The sequence below is a fragment of the Magnetospirillum sp. ME-1 genome (assembly GCF_002105535.1).
Classification (GTDB): Bacteria; Pseudomonadota; Alphaproteobacteria; order Rhodospirillales; family Magnetospirillaceae; genus Phaeospirillum.
Genome location: NZ_CP015848.1, coordinates 3946864 through 3961011, shown reverse-complemented (window position 1 = coordinate 3961011; position 14148 = coordinate 3946864). Strand labels below are relative to the sequence as shown.

At 64.5% G+C, this 14148-nt stretch carries 10 protein-coding genes; 2 read left to right on the top strand and 8 right to left on the bottom strand.

The genetic code is table 11. The features are described 5' to 3' along the window. Positions 1-3 precede the first annotated feature (3 nt). A complete protein-coding gene (gene rpsJ, locus WV31_RS18485; protein WP_002725423.1) occupies positions 4-312 on the bottom strand; it encodes a 30S ribosomal protein S10 in 309 nt (102 codons plus the stop codon). A gap of 416 nt (positions 313-728) precedes the next feature. On the opposite strand from rpsJ, the gene WV31_RS18480 reads away from it, so the two are divergent. Next, a complete protein-coding gene (locus tag WV31_RS18480) occupies positions 729-911 on the top strand; it encodes a hypothetical protein (protein ID WP_085374937.1) in 183 nt (60 codons plus the stop codon). Between the two features lie 101 nt (positions 912-1012). Here WV31_RS18480 and WV31_RS18475 read toward each other — a convergent pair whose 3' ends face one another. The 5 genes from WV31_RS18475 to rpsL form a co-directional block, all read right to left on the bottom strand. Next, positions 1013-2350: a sensor histidine kinase gene (locus tag WV31_RS18475; protein ID WP_085374936.1), complete on the bottom strand. Its 1338-nt coding sequence runs from the start codon at positions 2348-2350 to the stop codon at positions 1013-1015. 165 nt (positions 2351-2515) lie between these two features. Further along, on the bottom strand, positions 2516-3706 hold the full coding sequence (gene tuf, locus WV31_RS18470) for an elongation factor Tu (protein ID WP_085374935.1): 1191 nt from the start codon (positions 3704-3706) through the stop codon (positions 2516-2518). A gap of 32 nt (positions 3707-3738) precedes the next feature. Further along, positions 3739-5823 (bottom strand): elongation factor G, encoded by a 2085-nt coding sequence (gene fusA, locus WV31_RS18465; protein WP_085374934.1) that lies wholly within the window; start codon positions 5821-5823, stop codon positions 3739-3741. 18 nt (positions 5824-5841) lie between these two features. Further along, entirely contained in the window at positions 5842-6312 is a 471-nt protein-coding gene (gene rpsG / locus WV31_RS18460) for a 30S ribosomal protein S7 (protein WP_085374933.1), read from the bottom strand. 12 nt (positions 6313-6324) lie between these two features. After that, entirely contained in the window at positions 6325-6696 is a 372-nt protein-coding gene (gene rpsL / locus WV31_RS18455; protein ID WP_008620996.1) for a 30S ribosomal protein S12, read from the bottom strand. 345 nt (positions 6697-7041) lie between these two features. Here rpsL and WV31_RS18450 point away from each other — a divergent pair, with 345 nt between their 5' ends. After that, positions 7042-7998 carry a transglycosylase SLT domain-containing protein gene (locus WV31_RS18450; RefSeq protein WP_085374932.1) on the top strand — a complete coding sequence of 319 codons (957 nt, stop codon included), beginning with the start codon at positions 7042-7044 and terminating at the stop codon, positions 7996-7998. 76 nt (positions 7999-8074) lie between these two features. On the opposite strand, the gene WV31_RS18445 is transcribed toward WV31_RS18450, so the two are convergent. Both WV31_RS18445 and WV31_RS18440 read right to left on the bottom strand, forming a co-directional pair. Then, entirely contained in the window at positions 8075-9487 is a 1413-nt protein-coding gene (locus tag WV31_RS18445) for a trypsin-like peptidase domain-containing protein (RefSeq protein ID WP_237051374.1), read from the bottom strand. A gap of 168 nt (positions 9488-9655) precedes the next feature. After that, positions 9656-14146 carry a DNA-directed RNA polymerase subunit beta' gene (locus WV31_RS18440; RefSeq protein ID WP_085374931.1) on the bottom strand — a complete coding sequence of 1497 codons (4491 nt, stop codon included), beginning with the start codon at positions 14144-14146 and terminating at the stop codon, positions 9656-9658. Positions 14147-14148 lie beyond the last annotated feature (2 nt).

Sequence of the window (14148 nt, the reverse complement as noted above, 5' to 3'; positions counted from 1 at the left end):
TCCTTAGAGCTTGATCTCGACGTCGACACCAGCGGCCAGGTCGAGCTTCATCAGCGCGTCCACGGTCTGCGGGGTCGGGTCGACGATATCCAGAAGCCGCTTGTGAGTCCGAATTTCGAACTGCTCGCGCGACTTCTTGTCGATGTGCGGGCTGCGGTTCACGGTGAACTTTTCGATCCGGCTGGGGAGCGGGATCGGACCGCGCACCTGCGCCCCGGTCCTCTTGGCGGTGTTGACGATCTCGCGGGTGGACTGGTCCAGCACGCGATGATCAAACGCCTTGAGGCGGATGCGGATGTTTTGGCTTTCCATGTTCAAGTCATCCGTCAAATCGGATCGGCGCCCCATCGGAGCGCCGATCGGTGAAAACAGTCAATTCAAAGAGCCTCCCGCAGTCAGCCGCGACGCCTGTGGCGAAGCCGCTCTTACGGAATGAGGCCGAAGCCGAAGGCGGTCTTATACAGAGACTCATGGTCCTTGGCAACAAGACTCGTCAAAGAATCTTAGCCCCCCGCCCCTGGGGCCCCCGTCGCCCACGGATGAGGCCGGACATCCATCCGGTAATGGCACCATATACGTCGCCCCTGCCGTCATGCCTGAGGCGTAGGGGATAATTCTTATTTCTTCCGGACCCCGCCCCTAGGAATAATAAACCTAATCACTAATGTTCCGCCCGTTTCACATGGTTATTATGGTTTTCAGGAATTAATTAAGAAACGGATCTGATAATGACCGCCCAACAGAAAATTCAGAACTGGAAGCGCCTTACGGAAATTCTTCAGGACATCCGACTCAGCGGATCTGGTGACGCCGCTCGGGCGGCGAAGATCGCTGAACAACTCCTGCCGTACTTCCCAAAATTTTCTTTTACGCTCAACCGCATTCATAACCGGATGCTTCAGGTCGCGTAAGGAAGTCCCATCCGGCACCGGTGGGGCGAACCGCCGGTGTCGGCGAAGACTCTGTCTGTCGCCTGGGTTTCCTGGGCATGGGCCTGCCTCCCCCCTCCCCTTTATGACAACTCCCTCTCCAAGGAGGCATGGGCTTCCTCCTGGCAAGGATGCTTCGACTCTGTCGAAGACGCGAGGGGCTTCGCCGCCTCGGGGGGAGCGATGAGCAGGGAGAAGCAGACCCGGGTTCCCCCTTGCTCCACCGTCTCGATCCAGATGGAGCCGTTGGTCAGTTCCGCTGATTTGCGGGCAATGGCCAGACCGATGCCGGTTCCCTTCTCATGACGGGGCGCGTCCAGGCGCTCGAAGACCCGGAACACCCGTTCCCGCATGTCGGCGGGGACTCCCTTGCCGTTGTCTTCGACGAAGATCACGGCCTGGCCGCTGCCGCCTGGACGGCTCCCGATGCGGATTTCGAGAGGCCCCTTGGGTTGGCCGTGAATAAGCGCGTTGTCGATCAGCGTGGCGAGAAGCTGGTGCAGATAGAAACCGTGCGACAGCACCCTGGGCAGGGGATCGAGGATGACGCGGGCCCCGGCCTCGCGGATGTCGTGGTGCCTTTCCCGCAGCACGGACCGGACCGAGGCCAGGACATCGCAAGGCCCCAAGGGTTTCGGCATGCTGGACAGGGACAGGTAGATTTGCATGTCGTGCAGAAGAGTGCGCAAACGCCCGCCGCCAGTGACGACGCTTTCCAGCGCATCCGACGCCTCGGGCGGCAGTGCGACGTCCTCGCACTCCTTCTTCAGCATGGAGCAGTACAGCAACTGCTGACGGACCGGCTCCTGAAGATGATGGGCCAGCACGTCGGTGAAATGGAGCAGTTCCTGATTGGCCCGCTTGCGGGCGGCCACCTCGCGCATCAGTTCGATGGCGTTGGAAGACAGGGTGGCATAGACCGACAGGATGATGTCGATCAGCACGCGCGTCGAGCCACTCATGCCCCTCTCGGCATGGGCCAGGGCGTCCTCCATGCTCATACCCTGCCTACACCCGTCGGCGACCATGGCCTCGTGGCGGTCATGCTCCAGGATGTGGGAGGCCAGCCAGCGGGTGAGAAAGGATAGCAACTCCTCCAGCAGCCCCGGAGCTCCCGAGGCGGCGCGATCACGGAAGACCGCGATGGCCGTGACGAAGGATTGGTGCTCTGCCTGATGGCGGCGCTCCAGGTCGGTTCCCCCGAAAGCGCGGTGCCAGATCGCCTCCTCTACCCTGAAATGGTAGACGGTGTAATCGGCCAGCTCATCCATGACCTTGGAGAATTCCGCGTCACCCGTATGGAAGACGATATGGCCGGCAACGATGTTGAGCAAATCCACCAGATGGCGGTGCTGCTCATCGATCTTAGTCTGGCCCGTATTGAAATTATCGTCCCAGGGAAAGATCCGGATGCCGGACATAGTGGTTATCCAAGGCTGATGGCAGATGAGTTTCGCTGGGAGCGAACCATACCATAAGTATGTATGCCAAAGAGAAGTACTTTCCTGCCCACCGTCGCATCAAAAACGCAAACGGCCCCGGAGGTTTCCCTCCGGGGCCGCAGGCTTACGCGAGAAATCCGAGGACTACTCGACGATCTTGGCGACCACGCCGGCGCCGACGGTACGGCCGCCTTCGCGGATGGCGAAGCGCAGGCCCTGGTCCATGGCGATGGGGGCGATCAGGGTCACGTGCATCTTCACGTTGTCGCCCGGCATCACCATCTCGGTGCCTTCCGGCAGYTCAACGACGCCGGTGACGTCGGTGGTGCGGAAGTAGAACTGCGGACGATAGTTGGTGAAGAACGGAGTGTGACGGCCGCCCTCTTCCTTGGTCAGAACGTAGGCCTCGGCCTCGAACTTGGTGTGCGGCGTGATGGAGCCCGGAGCCGCCAGAACCTGGCCGCGCTCCACGTCCTCGCGCTTGGTGCCGCGCAGCAGGGCGCCGATGTTGTCGCCGGCCTCACCCTGATCGAGCAGCTTGCGGAACATTTCCACGCCGGTGCAGGTGGTCTTGACGGTCGCCTTGATGCCGACGATCTCGACTTCCTCGCCCACCTTCACAACGCCACGCTCGACGCGGCCGGTCACCACGGTGCCGCGGCCCGAGATCGAGAACACGTCTTCGATCGGCATCAGGAACGGCTTGTCCTTGGGACGCTCCGGCTGCGGGATGTAGGCGTCGACCTCGGCCATCAGCTTCAGGATGGCGTCGCGGCCGATCTCCGGCTGCTTGTCTTCCAGGGCGCACAGGGCCGAACCCTTGACGATCGGAATGTCGTCGCCGGGGAAGTCGTACGAGGAGAGCAGCTCGCGCACTTCCAGCTCGACCAGATCCAGCAGCTCGGGATCGTCGACCATGTCGCACTTGTTCRTGAACACMACCAGGGCGGGCACGCCCACCTGACGGGCCAGCAGGATGTGCTCGCGGGTCTGGGGCATGGGGCCGTCGGCGGCCGACACCACCAGGATGGCGCCGTCCATCTGCGCCGCGCCGGTGATCATGTTCTTCACATAGTCGGCGTGGCCGGGGCAGTCCACGTGGGCGTAGTGGCGGTTGGTGGTCTCGTACTCGACGTGGGCGGTCGAGATGGTGATGCCACGGGCCTTCTCTTCCGGCGCCTTGTCGATCTGGTCGTAGGCGGTGAAGGTGGCGCCGCCGGTCTCGGCCAGGATCTTGGTGATCGCCGCGGTCAGCGAGGTCTTGCCATGGTCAACGTGACCGATGGTCCCGATGTTGCAGTGAGGCTTGGTGCGCTCAAATTTAGCCTTAGCCATCGTTTCTTACTCCGTCCTCGATAGATGTCGAATTAGCCGGCCAGCTTCGCGCGGATCTCGTCCGACACGTTCTGGGGCACTTCCGAATAGTGGTCGAAATGCATGCTGTACTGCGCCCGGCCCTGGGACATGGAACGCAGGGTGTTCACGTAGCCGAACATGTTGGCCAGCGGCACCATGGCGGTGATCACGCGGGCGTTGCCGCGCTGGTCCATGTCGTTGACCTGGCCGCGACGGCTGTTCAGGTCGCCGATCACGTCGCCCAGGTAATCCTCGGGGGTGACGACCTCGACCTTCATCATGGGCTCGAGCAGCTTCGGACCGGCCTTGGCGATGCCCTCACGGAAGGCGGCGCGCGAGGCGATTTCGAAGGCGAGAACCGACGAGTCAACGTCGTGGTAGGCGCCGTCCACCAGGGTGGCCTTGAAGTCGATCATGGGGAAGCCGGCGATGACGCCGTTATCCATGGCCGAGCGGATGCCCTTGTCCACGCCGGGGACGTATTCCTTGGGCACCGAGCCGCCGATGACCTTGTTCTCGAAGACGAAGCCGGCGCCCTTTTCGGCGGGCTCGAACTTGATCTTGACGCGGGCGAACTGCCCCGAGCCACCGGTCTGCTTCTTGTGGGTGTAGTCGACCTCGTAGGCCTTCGAGATGGTCTCGCGGTAGGCCACCTGCGGGGCGCCCACGTTGGCTTCCACCTTGAACTCGCGCTTCATGCGGTCGACGATGATTTCCAGGTGCAGTTCGCCCATGCCCTTGATCACGGTCTGGCCGGATTCGGCGTCCGAGGTCACGCGGAACGAGGGATCCTCGGCGGCCAGGCGGGCCAGGGCAACGCCCATCTTCTCCTGGTCGGCCTTGGACTTGGGCTCCACGGCGACTTCGATGACGGGCTCGGGGAATTCCATGCGCTCGAGAACCACCAGCGAGCTGGGGGTCGGGTCGCACAGGGTGTCACCGGTGGTGGTGTCCTTGAGGCCGGCGAAGGCGACGATGTCGCCGGCGCGGGCTTCCTTGACCTCTTCACGCGAGTTGGCGTGCATCAGCAGCATGCGGCCGACGCGCTCGCGCTTGTCCTTGACCGTGTTCTGCACGTAGGAGCCGGCCTCGACCACGCCCGAATAGACGCGCACGAAGGTCAGCGAGCCCACGAAGGGGTCGTTCATGATCTTGAAGGCCAGACCGGCGAAGGGCTCGTCGTCGGTGGAGTGCTTGGCGATCTCGTCCTCGGTGCCGTACTTCACGCCCTTGATGGCGGGAATGTCGACCGGGGCCGGCAGATAGTCGATGACGGCGTCGAGCAGGGGCTGCACGCCCTTGTTCTTGAACGCCGAGCCGCACAGCACCGGCACGAAGGTGCGCGAGATGGTGCCCTTGCGGATACAGGCCTTCAGCACGTCCAGGGAGGGCTCTTCGCCGCCCAGGTACTGCTCCATGGCCGCGTCGTCCATTTCCACGGCGGTCTCGATGAGCTGGGCGCGGTATTCGGCGGCCTTCTCGACGAGGTCGGCGGGGATCGGCTGGTCGGAGAACTCGGCGCCCAGGCTTTCGTCCTTCCAGATCACCGCGGTGTTGCGCAGCAGATCGACGATGCCGACGTAGTTGCTCTCTTCGCCGATGGGCAGGTGCATGACCAGCGGACGGGCGCCCAGGCGGTCAACGATCATATCGACGCAGCGATAGAAGTTGGCGCCGATGCGGTCCATCTTGTTGACGAAGCAGATGCGCGGCACGCCGTACTTGTCGGCCTGACGCCACACGGTCTCGGACTGGGGCTCGACGCCCGCCACCGAGTCGAACACGGTCACGGCGCCGTCGAGCACGCGGAGCGAACGCTCCACCTCGATGGTGAAGTCCACGTGGCCGGGGGTGTCGATGATGTTGACGCGGTGATCACGCCAGAACGCGGTGGTCGCGGCCGAGGTGATGGTGATGCCGCGCTCCTGCTCCTGCTCCATCCAGTCCATGGTGGCGGTGCCTTCGTGCACTTCGCCGATCTTATAGGACTTGCCGGTGTAGTAGAGGATGCGCTCGGTCGTGGTGGTCTTGCCGGCATCGATGTGGGCCATGATGCCGATGTTGCGATACCGCTCGAGGGGCGTTGTACGGGCCATGATGGTCTCGTTCTCCGGTTACCAGCGGTAATGGGAGAAGGCCTTGTTGGCCTCCGCCATACGGTGGGTGTCTTCGCGCTTCTTGACGGCGGCGCCACGGTTGTTGGCGGCGTCGAGCAGCTCACCGGACAGGCGGTCGATCATGGTGGTCTCGGAACGCTTGCGCGAGTAATCGATCAGCCAGCGGATGGCCAGGGCCTGACGGCGATCGGACCGCACCTCGACGGGCACCTGGTAGGTGGCACCGCCGACGCGGCGCGAGCGCACTTCCAGGGCGGGCTTCACGTTGTCGAGAGCCTCGTGGAACACCTTCAGCGGGTCCTGGCCGGTCTTGGACTGGATCTTGTCCAGGGCGCCATAGACGATGGCCTCGGCGGCGGACTTCTTGCCGTCCAGCATCAGGCAGTTCATGAACTTGGCGACCACATAGTCACCAAACTTGGCATCGGGGGTGATTTCGCGCTTTTCAGCGGCGTGACGACGAGACATCTGATGAACTCCTTACTTCGGACGCTTCGCGCCGTACTTCGAACGACGCTGACGGCGATCCTTGACGCCCTGGGTATCGAGCGTGCCGCGGATGATGTGGTAGCGGACACCCGGCAAGTCCTTCACACGACCGCCGCGGATCATCACCACCGAGTGTTCCTGAAGGTTGTGACCTTCGCCCGGGATGTACGAGGTAACCTCGAAACCGTTGGTCAGGCGCACGCGGGCGACCTTACGAAGCGCCGAGTTCGGCTTCTTCGGAGTGGTCGTGTACACGCGAGTGCAAACGCCGCGCTTCTGCGGGCAGGCCTCCATGGCGGGGACCTTGTTGCGCGCCGCCACGGGCTGGCGCGGCTTACGGATCAATTGATTGATCGTGGGCATTCAGTCACTTTCCCTTCACACAGGTCCCTTGACGAAAACCAGAAAAAAACCCGCCGGCGGTTTCCCGCCGGGGTTTTCTTGCGGTTCGGTCGCCGACCTGTTCGGCGTTGTCATCAGTGTTTCGCAAGCCTCGGGACAACGAAAACCGTCCAGGCGGACGGATGCCGGTCCCCCGAGAAGCGCGCATCCTATTTATCCGCCTGCCCCCCGTCAAGCGAAAGAGTCGGCTCAATTCCCGGCCAGGCCACGACGCCTCAGAGGCGAGTGAGATTCAATCGCGGCGAGTCGAATCTTGGTAACCTTTCCATGCTATGGTGAGGATGGTTCCGCCTTCCGAGGTTCGCCATGCAGACCCCGAACGCCGACATTACCGGCTCCATCTCCATCGAGACGCCCAATCGCCCGGGGCGCGTGGTGTCGGGCATCAGGGAGGCCGCCGACAGCACCGGCGTGTCCTTCGGCTACCTGCTGGCCCAGGCCACCCAGGAAAGCGGCCTAGACCCCCATGCCCGCAACACCAAATCCTCGGCCTCGGGGCTGTTCCAGTTCACCGCCGGCACCTGGCTGGACATGGTCAAGCGCCACGGCGCCAAGCACGGGCTTGAAGACGCCGCCCAATCCATCGTCAAGGGCGCCGACGGGCGCCTGGACGTGCAGGACAAGGCCATGAAGAAGGCCATCCTCGACCTGCGCAAGGACCCCAAGCTGTCGTCGCTGATGGCCGCCGAGTTCGCCAAGGACAACGCCAAGACGCTGGAAAAGCGCCTGGGGCGCGAGGCCACCGCCTCGGACCTCTACCTCGCCCATTTCCTGGGGGCAGCCGGCGCCGCCCGGGTGATCGAGGGCATGGAGGACAATCCCAGGCATTCGGCCCGCCACCTGCTGCCCGACGCCGCCCGCGCCAATCCGGAAGTGTTCAACAAGGCCCGCACCGTGGCCGGTCTTTATAAAAGTGTGCAGGCCCGCTTCAAGACCGCGCTGGGCGACGATGCCGATGCCGCCCACGAACCCGCCATCGATCCGGGCAATCCGCAACTGGCGGCGCTGCGTCCCGTGGCACGGCCCGAATCCCCGCCCCCCTCCACGCCCACCGAAGCCGCTCTCACCCAGGTGGTGCAGGCGGTGGCGCCGGTCACCCAGGCCAGTGTGCGCACCGTGTCGCCCTCTGACTTCGCCAGCGCGCTGCAGCCCGACAGCCCGTTCTTCCCCGCCGCCATCCCCCCCGCCCCCACAGGCAGCCGGCCGCAGACGGTGTCGCTGCGCGACATCGTCGAATCCATCAAGGCGGGCGGAGACGTTTAGAATCTGCCTGGCTTAGGCGAAATCGCCTTCTTTCCTCGTCATGGCCGGGCCTGACGAATAATGAAAAACAGGCGGGTCAACGGAAGAAATCCTCCGCCGCGATGGCGAAGTTCAAACCGTCGGCGTCGCGGATGTGGAAGGTGGTGATGCCCACCAGATTGCCCGACGCGTCGAACAAACCGCCCCCCGACGAGCCCTGCGAGATGGGCGCCGTGGTCTGGACGTAGCGGGTCGCCTTGATCTGCCGCAATCCCGAGATCAGGCCCTGGCCCAGGGTCGCCTCCAGCCCCTTGGGCGAACCGATGGAATAGACGGTCTCGCCCACCCGCAAATCGTCCCAGGCCCGGATGCCCGGCGCGGCGGACAGCCGTCCCGGCGACACGGTCATCTGGCAGCGGTCGGTGGCGGGGTCGCCCCCCGACGGCGTGGCCCGCAGGGTCTGGTTGCCCTGCCGCAGCAAGATCACGGCCATCTCGTCGATGACATGGCAATTGGTCACCACGGTGCGTTCGTCCATGGCCACCGCCGAGCCGAAGCGGCCCTTGCGCGCCTTCAATTCCTCTTCGGTGCGGGCGGCCACCACCACGTAGACCGAGCGCCCCACCGTGGCGAAGACCTCCTCGGCCCCCAGGCGCGAGCGTCCGGCCGGGCGTTGCAGGGTGCCGGGCAGCGGACGCCAGTCGGGAATGCGGGACGCGGCCGCCGCCCCCAGCCCGGCCGGACTGACCCCGATCGCGGCGGGAGCATCCACCGGTCCCTGACGTTCGGGGACCTTCCCCGGCTTCCAGGCGGCGGCGGTTTCCTCGACCCGGGCGCGCAGATCCACGGCCAGATTGCGGGCCAGATCGCCGCGCAGAAAATAGGCCTCGGTCGAGCAGTCGCGGTAATGGAAGCGGCTTTCGAACAGCGGATGATCGTCGGGCCGCGGCTCGGAACGCCCGGCCAGCCCGGCGACGGTGGCCCAATAGAGGGCCTGGGAGCGGTTCTTTTCCACCCAGCCGCCGCGATCATGGCCATGGGCGAGACGCAGTTGGGCCAGACAATTGCCCTCCGCCGCCAGACCATTATAGAGCTCGGCCGCCACACCGGGCTCCTCCGTCTCGGCCAGCACGGCACGGACCAGGCGTGCCCAGGGGGCGCCGGTGGCCACCGCCCGGGCCAGATAGGCGCGGGCCTTGGCATGGTCCCTGGGCGTGCCCCGCCCATACCAATGGGCGTCGAACAACCGTCGCAGCGCCAGCCCGTCGCCGCCGGCGGCGGCCTGCTCCCACCAGGACAGGGCGGCGGCGGGATCGAAATGACGTTGGGTGGGGTCGCCCATCACCTCGCCCAGCAGACGGGCGGCGGCAACATCGCCGGCGGCGGCGGCGGTGGAGCATTGAGCCAGTTCGGCAGTCGAGGAGGGACGCGCCACGCAGGCGGCACGGGCCGGCAACGCGCCGCCCATGGCGACCAGAATCGCCACCGTCCAGACCCACCGCGAGCTCATGGCTTCTCCCTTGATGCTCCACCCAGGATTGGCGCCCCGGGATTTAAGGGAAAATGATAGCGCCTCGATGGCTTAAGGTCTTCACCCTATTTCGATTCGTTTAAAAAAGTCATCCCCGCCTCCTGGTGGGGAAGCGGGGATGCTGTCTTTCACGAACCGGCGGGCCGATTACTCGGCGGGCGGAGCCTCGGGAGCGGAACCCTCGGCGGCCGGCGGGATGGCCGGAACCTCGCCCTCGCCGTCCACCTGCATGTCCTTGTCGCGCTTGGCGGCAATGGCGCGCAGGCGGTTCATCACCGCGCCGGTACCGGCGGGGATCAGACGGCCGACGATGACGTTCTCCTTCAGGCCCTGCAGGCTGTCCACCTTGCCGGACACGGCCGCTTCGGTGAGCACGCGGGTGGTCTCCTGGAAGGAGGCCGCCGAGATGAAGGAGTGGGTCTGCAAGCTTGCCTTGGTGATGCCCTGCAGCACCGGAGTGCCCGAGGCCGGACGGCCCTGCTCGCGGATGGCCTTCGAGTTCTCGATGTCGAACTCGACGCGGTCCACCTGCTCGCCCACCAGAAGGGTGGTGTCGCCGGGGTCGGTGATCTCGACCTTCTGCAGCATCTGGCGGACGATCACCTCGATGTGCTTGTCGTTGATCTTCACGCCCTGCAGACGATAGACCTCCTGAATCTCGTTGATGAGATACTGGGCCAGGGCTTCCACGCCCAGGACCTTCAGGATGTCGTGCGGCACCGGGTTGCCGTCCATCAGCGGGTCGCCGCGACGGACGTAATCGCCTTCCTGCACCGAGATGTGCTTGCCCTTGGGGATCAGGTACTCGATGGCGTCGCCCTCTTCCGGGACCACCAGGATACGGCGCTTGGACTTGTAGTCCTTGCCGAATTCCACGCGGCCGTCGCAATCGGAGATGATGGCGTGGTCCTTGGGCTTACGCGCTTCGAACAGCTCCGCCACACGCGGCAGACCGCCGGTGATGTCGCGGGTCTTGGACGATTCACGCGGAATGCGCGCCAGCACGTCGCCGGCGTTGACCTTGGTGCCGTTCTCCACCGACAGGATGGCGTCCACGCTCATGAAGTAGCGGGCTTCCAGGCCGTTGGCCAGCAACAGCTCCTCGCCCTTCTCGTCACGCAGCGTGACGCGAGGACGCAGCTCGGCGCCCCTGGGCTGCTGCTTCCAGTCGACCACCACCTTGCTGGCGATGCCGGTGGCCTCGTCGACCACCTCGCGCATGGACAGGCCTTCGGTCAGGTCGACGTAGTGGGCCACACCCGCGCGCTCGGTGATGATCGGCAGGGTGTAGGGGTCCCACTCGGCCAGCTTGGTGCCCTTGGTGACCTTCTGCGCCTCGTCCACCAGCAGCTTGGCGCCGTAGGGGACGCGGTGACGGGCACGCTCGCGGTTGTTGATGTCGAGCAGGGCCACTTCGCAATTGCGGCTCATGACGATATGAGCGCCCGACGAGTTGACCACCACGTTGCGGTTGATGACCTGGACGGTGCCGTCGAAGGTCGCCTCGATGGACGACTGCTCCGCACCGCGCTGGGCCGCGCCGCCGATGTGGAAGGTACGCATGGTCAGCTGGGTGCCGGGCTCGCCGATGGACTGGGCGGCGATGACGCCCACGGCCTCGCCGACATTGACGCGGGTGCCCCGCGCCAGATCGCGGCCGTAGCAGGTGCCGCACACGCCCTCTTCCGAGTCGCAGGTCAGCACCGAGCGGATCACCACGGTCTCGATCCCGGCGGCGTCGATCAGTTCGACCTCGGTCTCCTGGATCATGGCGCCGGCCGGCACGATGACCTCGCCGTTCAGCGGGTTGACGATGTCACGCGCCGCCGAGCGGCCGAGGATGCGCTCGGCCAGCGAGGCGATGACCTCGCCGCCCTCGATCACCGGCGACACGGTCAGGCCGTTGGTGGTGCCGCAATCCTCTTCGCAGATGATCGCGTCCTGGGCCACGTCCACCAGACGACGGGTCAGGTAACCCGAGTTGGCGGTCTTCAGCGCGGTATCGGCCAGCCCCTTACGGGCGCCGTGGGTGGAGTTGAAGTACTCCAGCACGGTGAGGCCTTCCTTGAAGTTCGAGATGATGGGCGTCTCGATGATCTCGCCCGAGGGCTTGGCCATCAGGCCGCGCATGCCGGCCAGCTGCTTCATCTGGGCGGCGGAACCACGGGCGCCGGAATGCGCCATCATGTAGATGGAGTTGATGGGCTTGCCGGGCTTCAGCGACGAGATCTGCTTCATCATGGCGTCGGCGACGTCGTCGGTGCACTTGGACCAGGCGTCGACCACCTTGTTGTACTTCTCGCCCTGGGTGATCAGGCCGTCCTGGTACTGCTGCTCGTATTCCTTGGCCTTCTCTTCGGTCTCGCCGACCAGGGTTTCCTTCTCCGGCGGAATGACCAGATCGTCCTTGCCGAACGAGATGCCCGCCTTGAAGGCGTTGGAATAGCCGAGCCCCATGACGCGGTCGGCGAAGATCACCGTCTCTTTCTGACCGCAATGGCGGTAGACCACGTCGATGACGTTCTGGATTTCCTTCTTGGTCAACAGGCGGTTGATCAGGGAGAAGGGCACGTTCTTGTTCTTGGGCAGGATCACCGACAGCATCATGCGGCCCGGCGTGGTGTCCACGATCTGGGTCACCGGGTTGCCTTCGGAATCCACGGTATCGAAACGGGCGCGGATCTTGGTGTGAAGCGTGACCGTCTTTTCGGTCAGCGCTTCCTCGATCTCGGCCATGTTCACGAACACCGGCACCTTGAACAGGATGGCCTTGCCGTCCTTGATGGCCTTCTCGGCGTCGCCCACGTCGGCAAAGGTCAGGGTGACGCCGGGCTTCTCCACGTTGAACAGGCGCAGATGGCCGCCCTTCAGGCCGGCTTCCAGCGCGTCCCGGGACGACACGTTGACACGGCGGTGGGCCGTGACGTCGCGGCTGGCCAGACGGTCCAGCAGGCCGTCCAGGTCGTTGGTGTCGATCTTGGCGTTGGGATCGGTCGGGCAATAGAACAGGACCGAGTTGTTGGCGATGGCGCCCTTCAGCTCGTCCATGGACCGGATCTTCAGCACCTGGCCGGGCATCTCGTCCCGTTCCATGGTGATGTAGTAGATGCCCAGCACGATATCCTGCGACGGCACGATGATCGGCTTGCCGTTGGCGGGCGACAGGATGTTGTTGGTGGACATCATCAGCACGCGGGCTTCCAGCTGGGCCTCGAGGCTCAGCGGAACGTGCACGGCCATCTGGTCGCCGTCGAAGTCGGCGTTGAAGGCGGTGCAGACCAGCGGGTGCAGCTGGATGGCCTTACCCTCGATCAGCACGGGCTCGAAGGCCTGGATGCCCAGGCGGTGCAGCGTCGGCGCGCGGTTCAGCATCACGGGATGCTCGCGGATGACCTCTTCCAGGATGTCCCACACCTCGGGACGCTCCTTTTCCACCATGCGCTTGGCGGCCTTGATGGTGGTGGCCATGCCGTAGAGTTCGAGCTTGGAATAGACGAAGGGCTTGAACAGCTCCAGCGCCATCTTCTTCGGCAGGCCGCACTGGTGCAGCTTGAGCTCAGGCCCCACCACGATGACCGAACGGCCGGAATAATCGACGCGCTTGCCCAGCAGGTTCTGACGGAAGCGGCCCTGCTTGCCCTTCAGCATGTCGGACAGCGACTTCAGCGGGCGCTTGTTGGCCCCCGTGATGGCGCGGCCGCGGCGGCCGTTGTCGAACAGGGCGTCCACCGCCTCCTGCAGCATGCGCTTCTCGTTGCGCACGATGATCTCGGGCGCGCGCAGCTCGATCAGGCGCTTCAGGCGGTTGTTGCGGTTGATGACGCGACGGTAGAGGTCGTTGAGGTCCGAGGTGGCGAAACGGCCGCCGTCCAGGGGAACCAGGGGACGCAGCTCCGGCGGAATCACCGGAATCACTTCCAGGATCATCCATTCGGGACGCGAACCGGATTCGAGGAAGGCCTCGACCAGCTTCATGCGCTTGACCAGCTTCTTGCGCTTGGCCTCGGAGGTAGTCTCCTTGAGGTCCACCTTCAGCTGGGCCTTCTCGGCATCCAGGTCGATGACGGAGAGCATGTCGCGGATGGCCTCGGCGCCGATCTTGGCGGTGAAGGCGTCCTCGCCGTACTCGTCAACGGCGCGCATGTACTGCTCTTCGGTCAGCAGCTCGCGGATCTTCAAGGGCGTGAGGCCGGGCTCGACCACCACGTAGTTCTCGAAATAGAGAATGCGCTCGAGATCCTTCAGCGTCATGTCGCACAGCAGACCGATACGGCTGGGCAGCGACTTCAGGAACCAGATGTGCGCCACGGGAGAGGCCAGCTCGATATGGCCCATGCGCTCGCGCCGGACCTTGGCCAGGGTGACTTCGACGCCGCACTTCTCGCAGATGATGCCGCGATACTTCATGCGCTTGTACTTGCCGCACAGGCACTCGTAGTCCTTGATCGGCCCGAAGATGCGGGCGCAGAACAGACCGTCGCGCTCGGGCTTGAAGGTGCGGTAGTTGATGGTCTCCGGCTTCTTGATCTCACCGTACGACCAGGAGCGGATGCGCTCCGGCGAGGCGATGGAGATGCGGATCTGGTCGAACGACTGGGTGCCGCTGACCTGGCCGAAGATCTTCATAAGTTCGTTCATCG

Bases quoted from the DNA above. Each gene is read 5' to 3' on its own strand.
- rpsJ (WP_002725423.1), bottom strand. From the start codon at position 312: ATGGAAAGCCAAAACATCCGCATCCGCCTCAAGGCGTTTGATCATCGC.
- WV31_RS18480 (WP_085374937.1), top strand. From the start codon at position 729: ATGACCGCCCAACAGAAAATTCAGAACTGGAAGCGCCTTACGGAAATT.
- WV31_RS18475 (WP_085374936.1), bottom strand. From the start codon at position 2,350: ATGTCCGGCATCCGGATCTTTCCCTGGGACGATAATTTCAATACGGGC.
- fusA (WP_085374934.1), bottom strand. From the start codon at position 5,823: ATGGCCCGTACAACGCCCCTCGAGCGGTATCGCAACATCGGCATCATG.
- rpsG (WP_085374933.1), bottom strand. From the start codon at position 6,312: ATGTCTCGTCGTCACGCCGCTGAAAAGCGCGAAATCACCCCCGATGCC.
- rpsL (WP_008620996.1), bottom strand. From the start codon at position 6,696: ATGCCCACGATCAATCAATTGATCCGTAAGCCGCGCCAGCCCGTGGCG.
- WV31_RS18450 (WP_085374932.1), top strand. From the start codon at position 7,042: ATGCAGACCCCGAACGCCGACATTACCGGCTCCATCTCCATCGAGACG.
- WV31_RS18445 (WP_237051374.1), bottom strand. From the start codon at position 9,487: ATGAGCTCGCGGTGGGTCTGGACGGTGGCGATTCTGGTCGCCATGGGC.
- WV31_RS18440 (WP_085374931.1), bottom strand. From the start codon at position 14,146: ATGAACGAACTTATGAAGATCTTCGGCCAGGTCAGCGGCACCCAGTCG.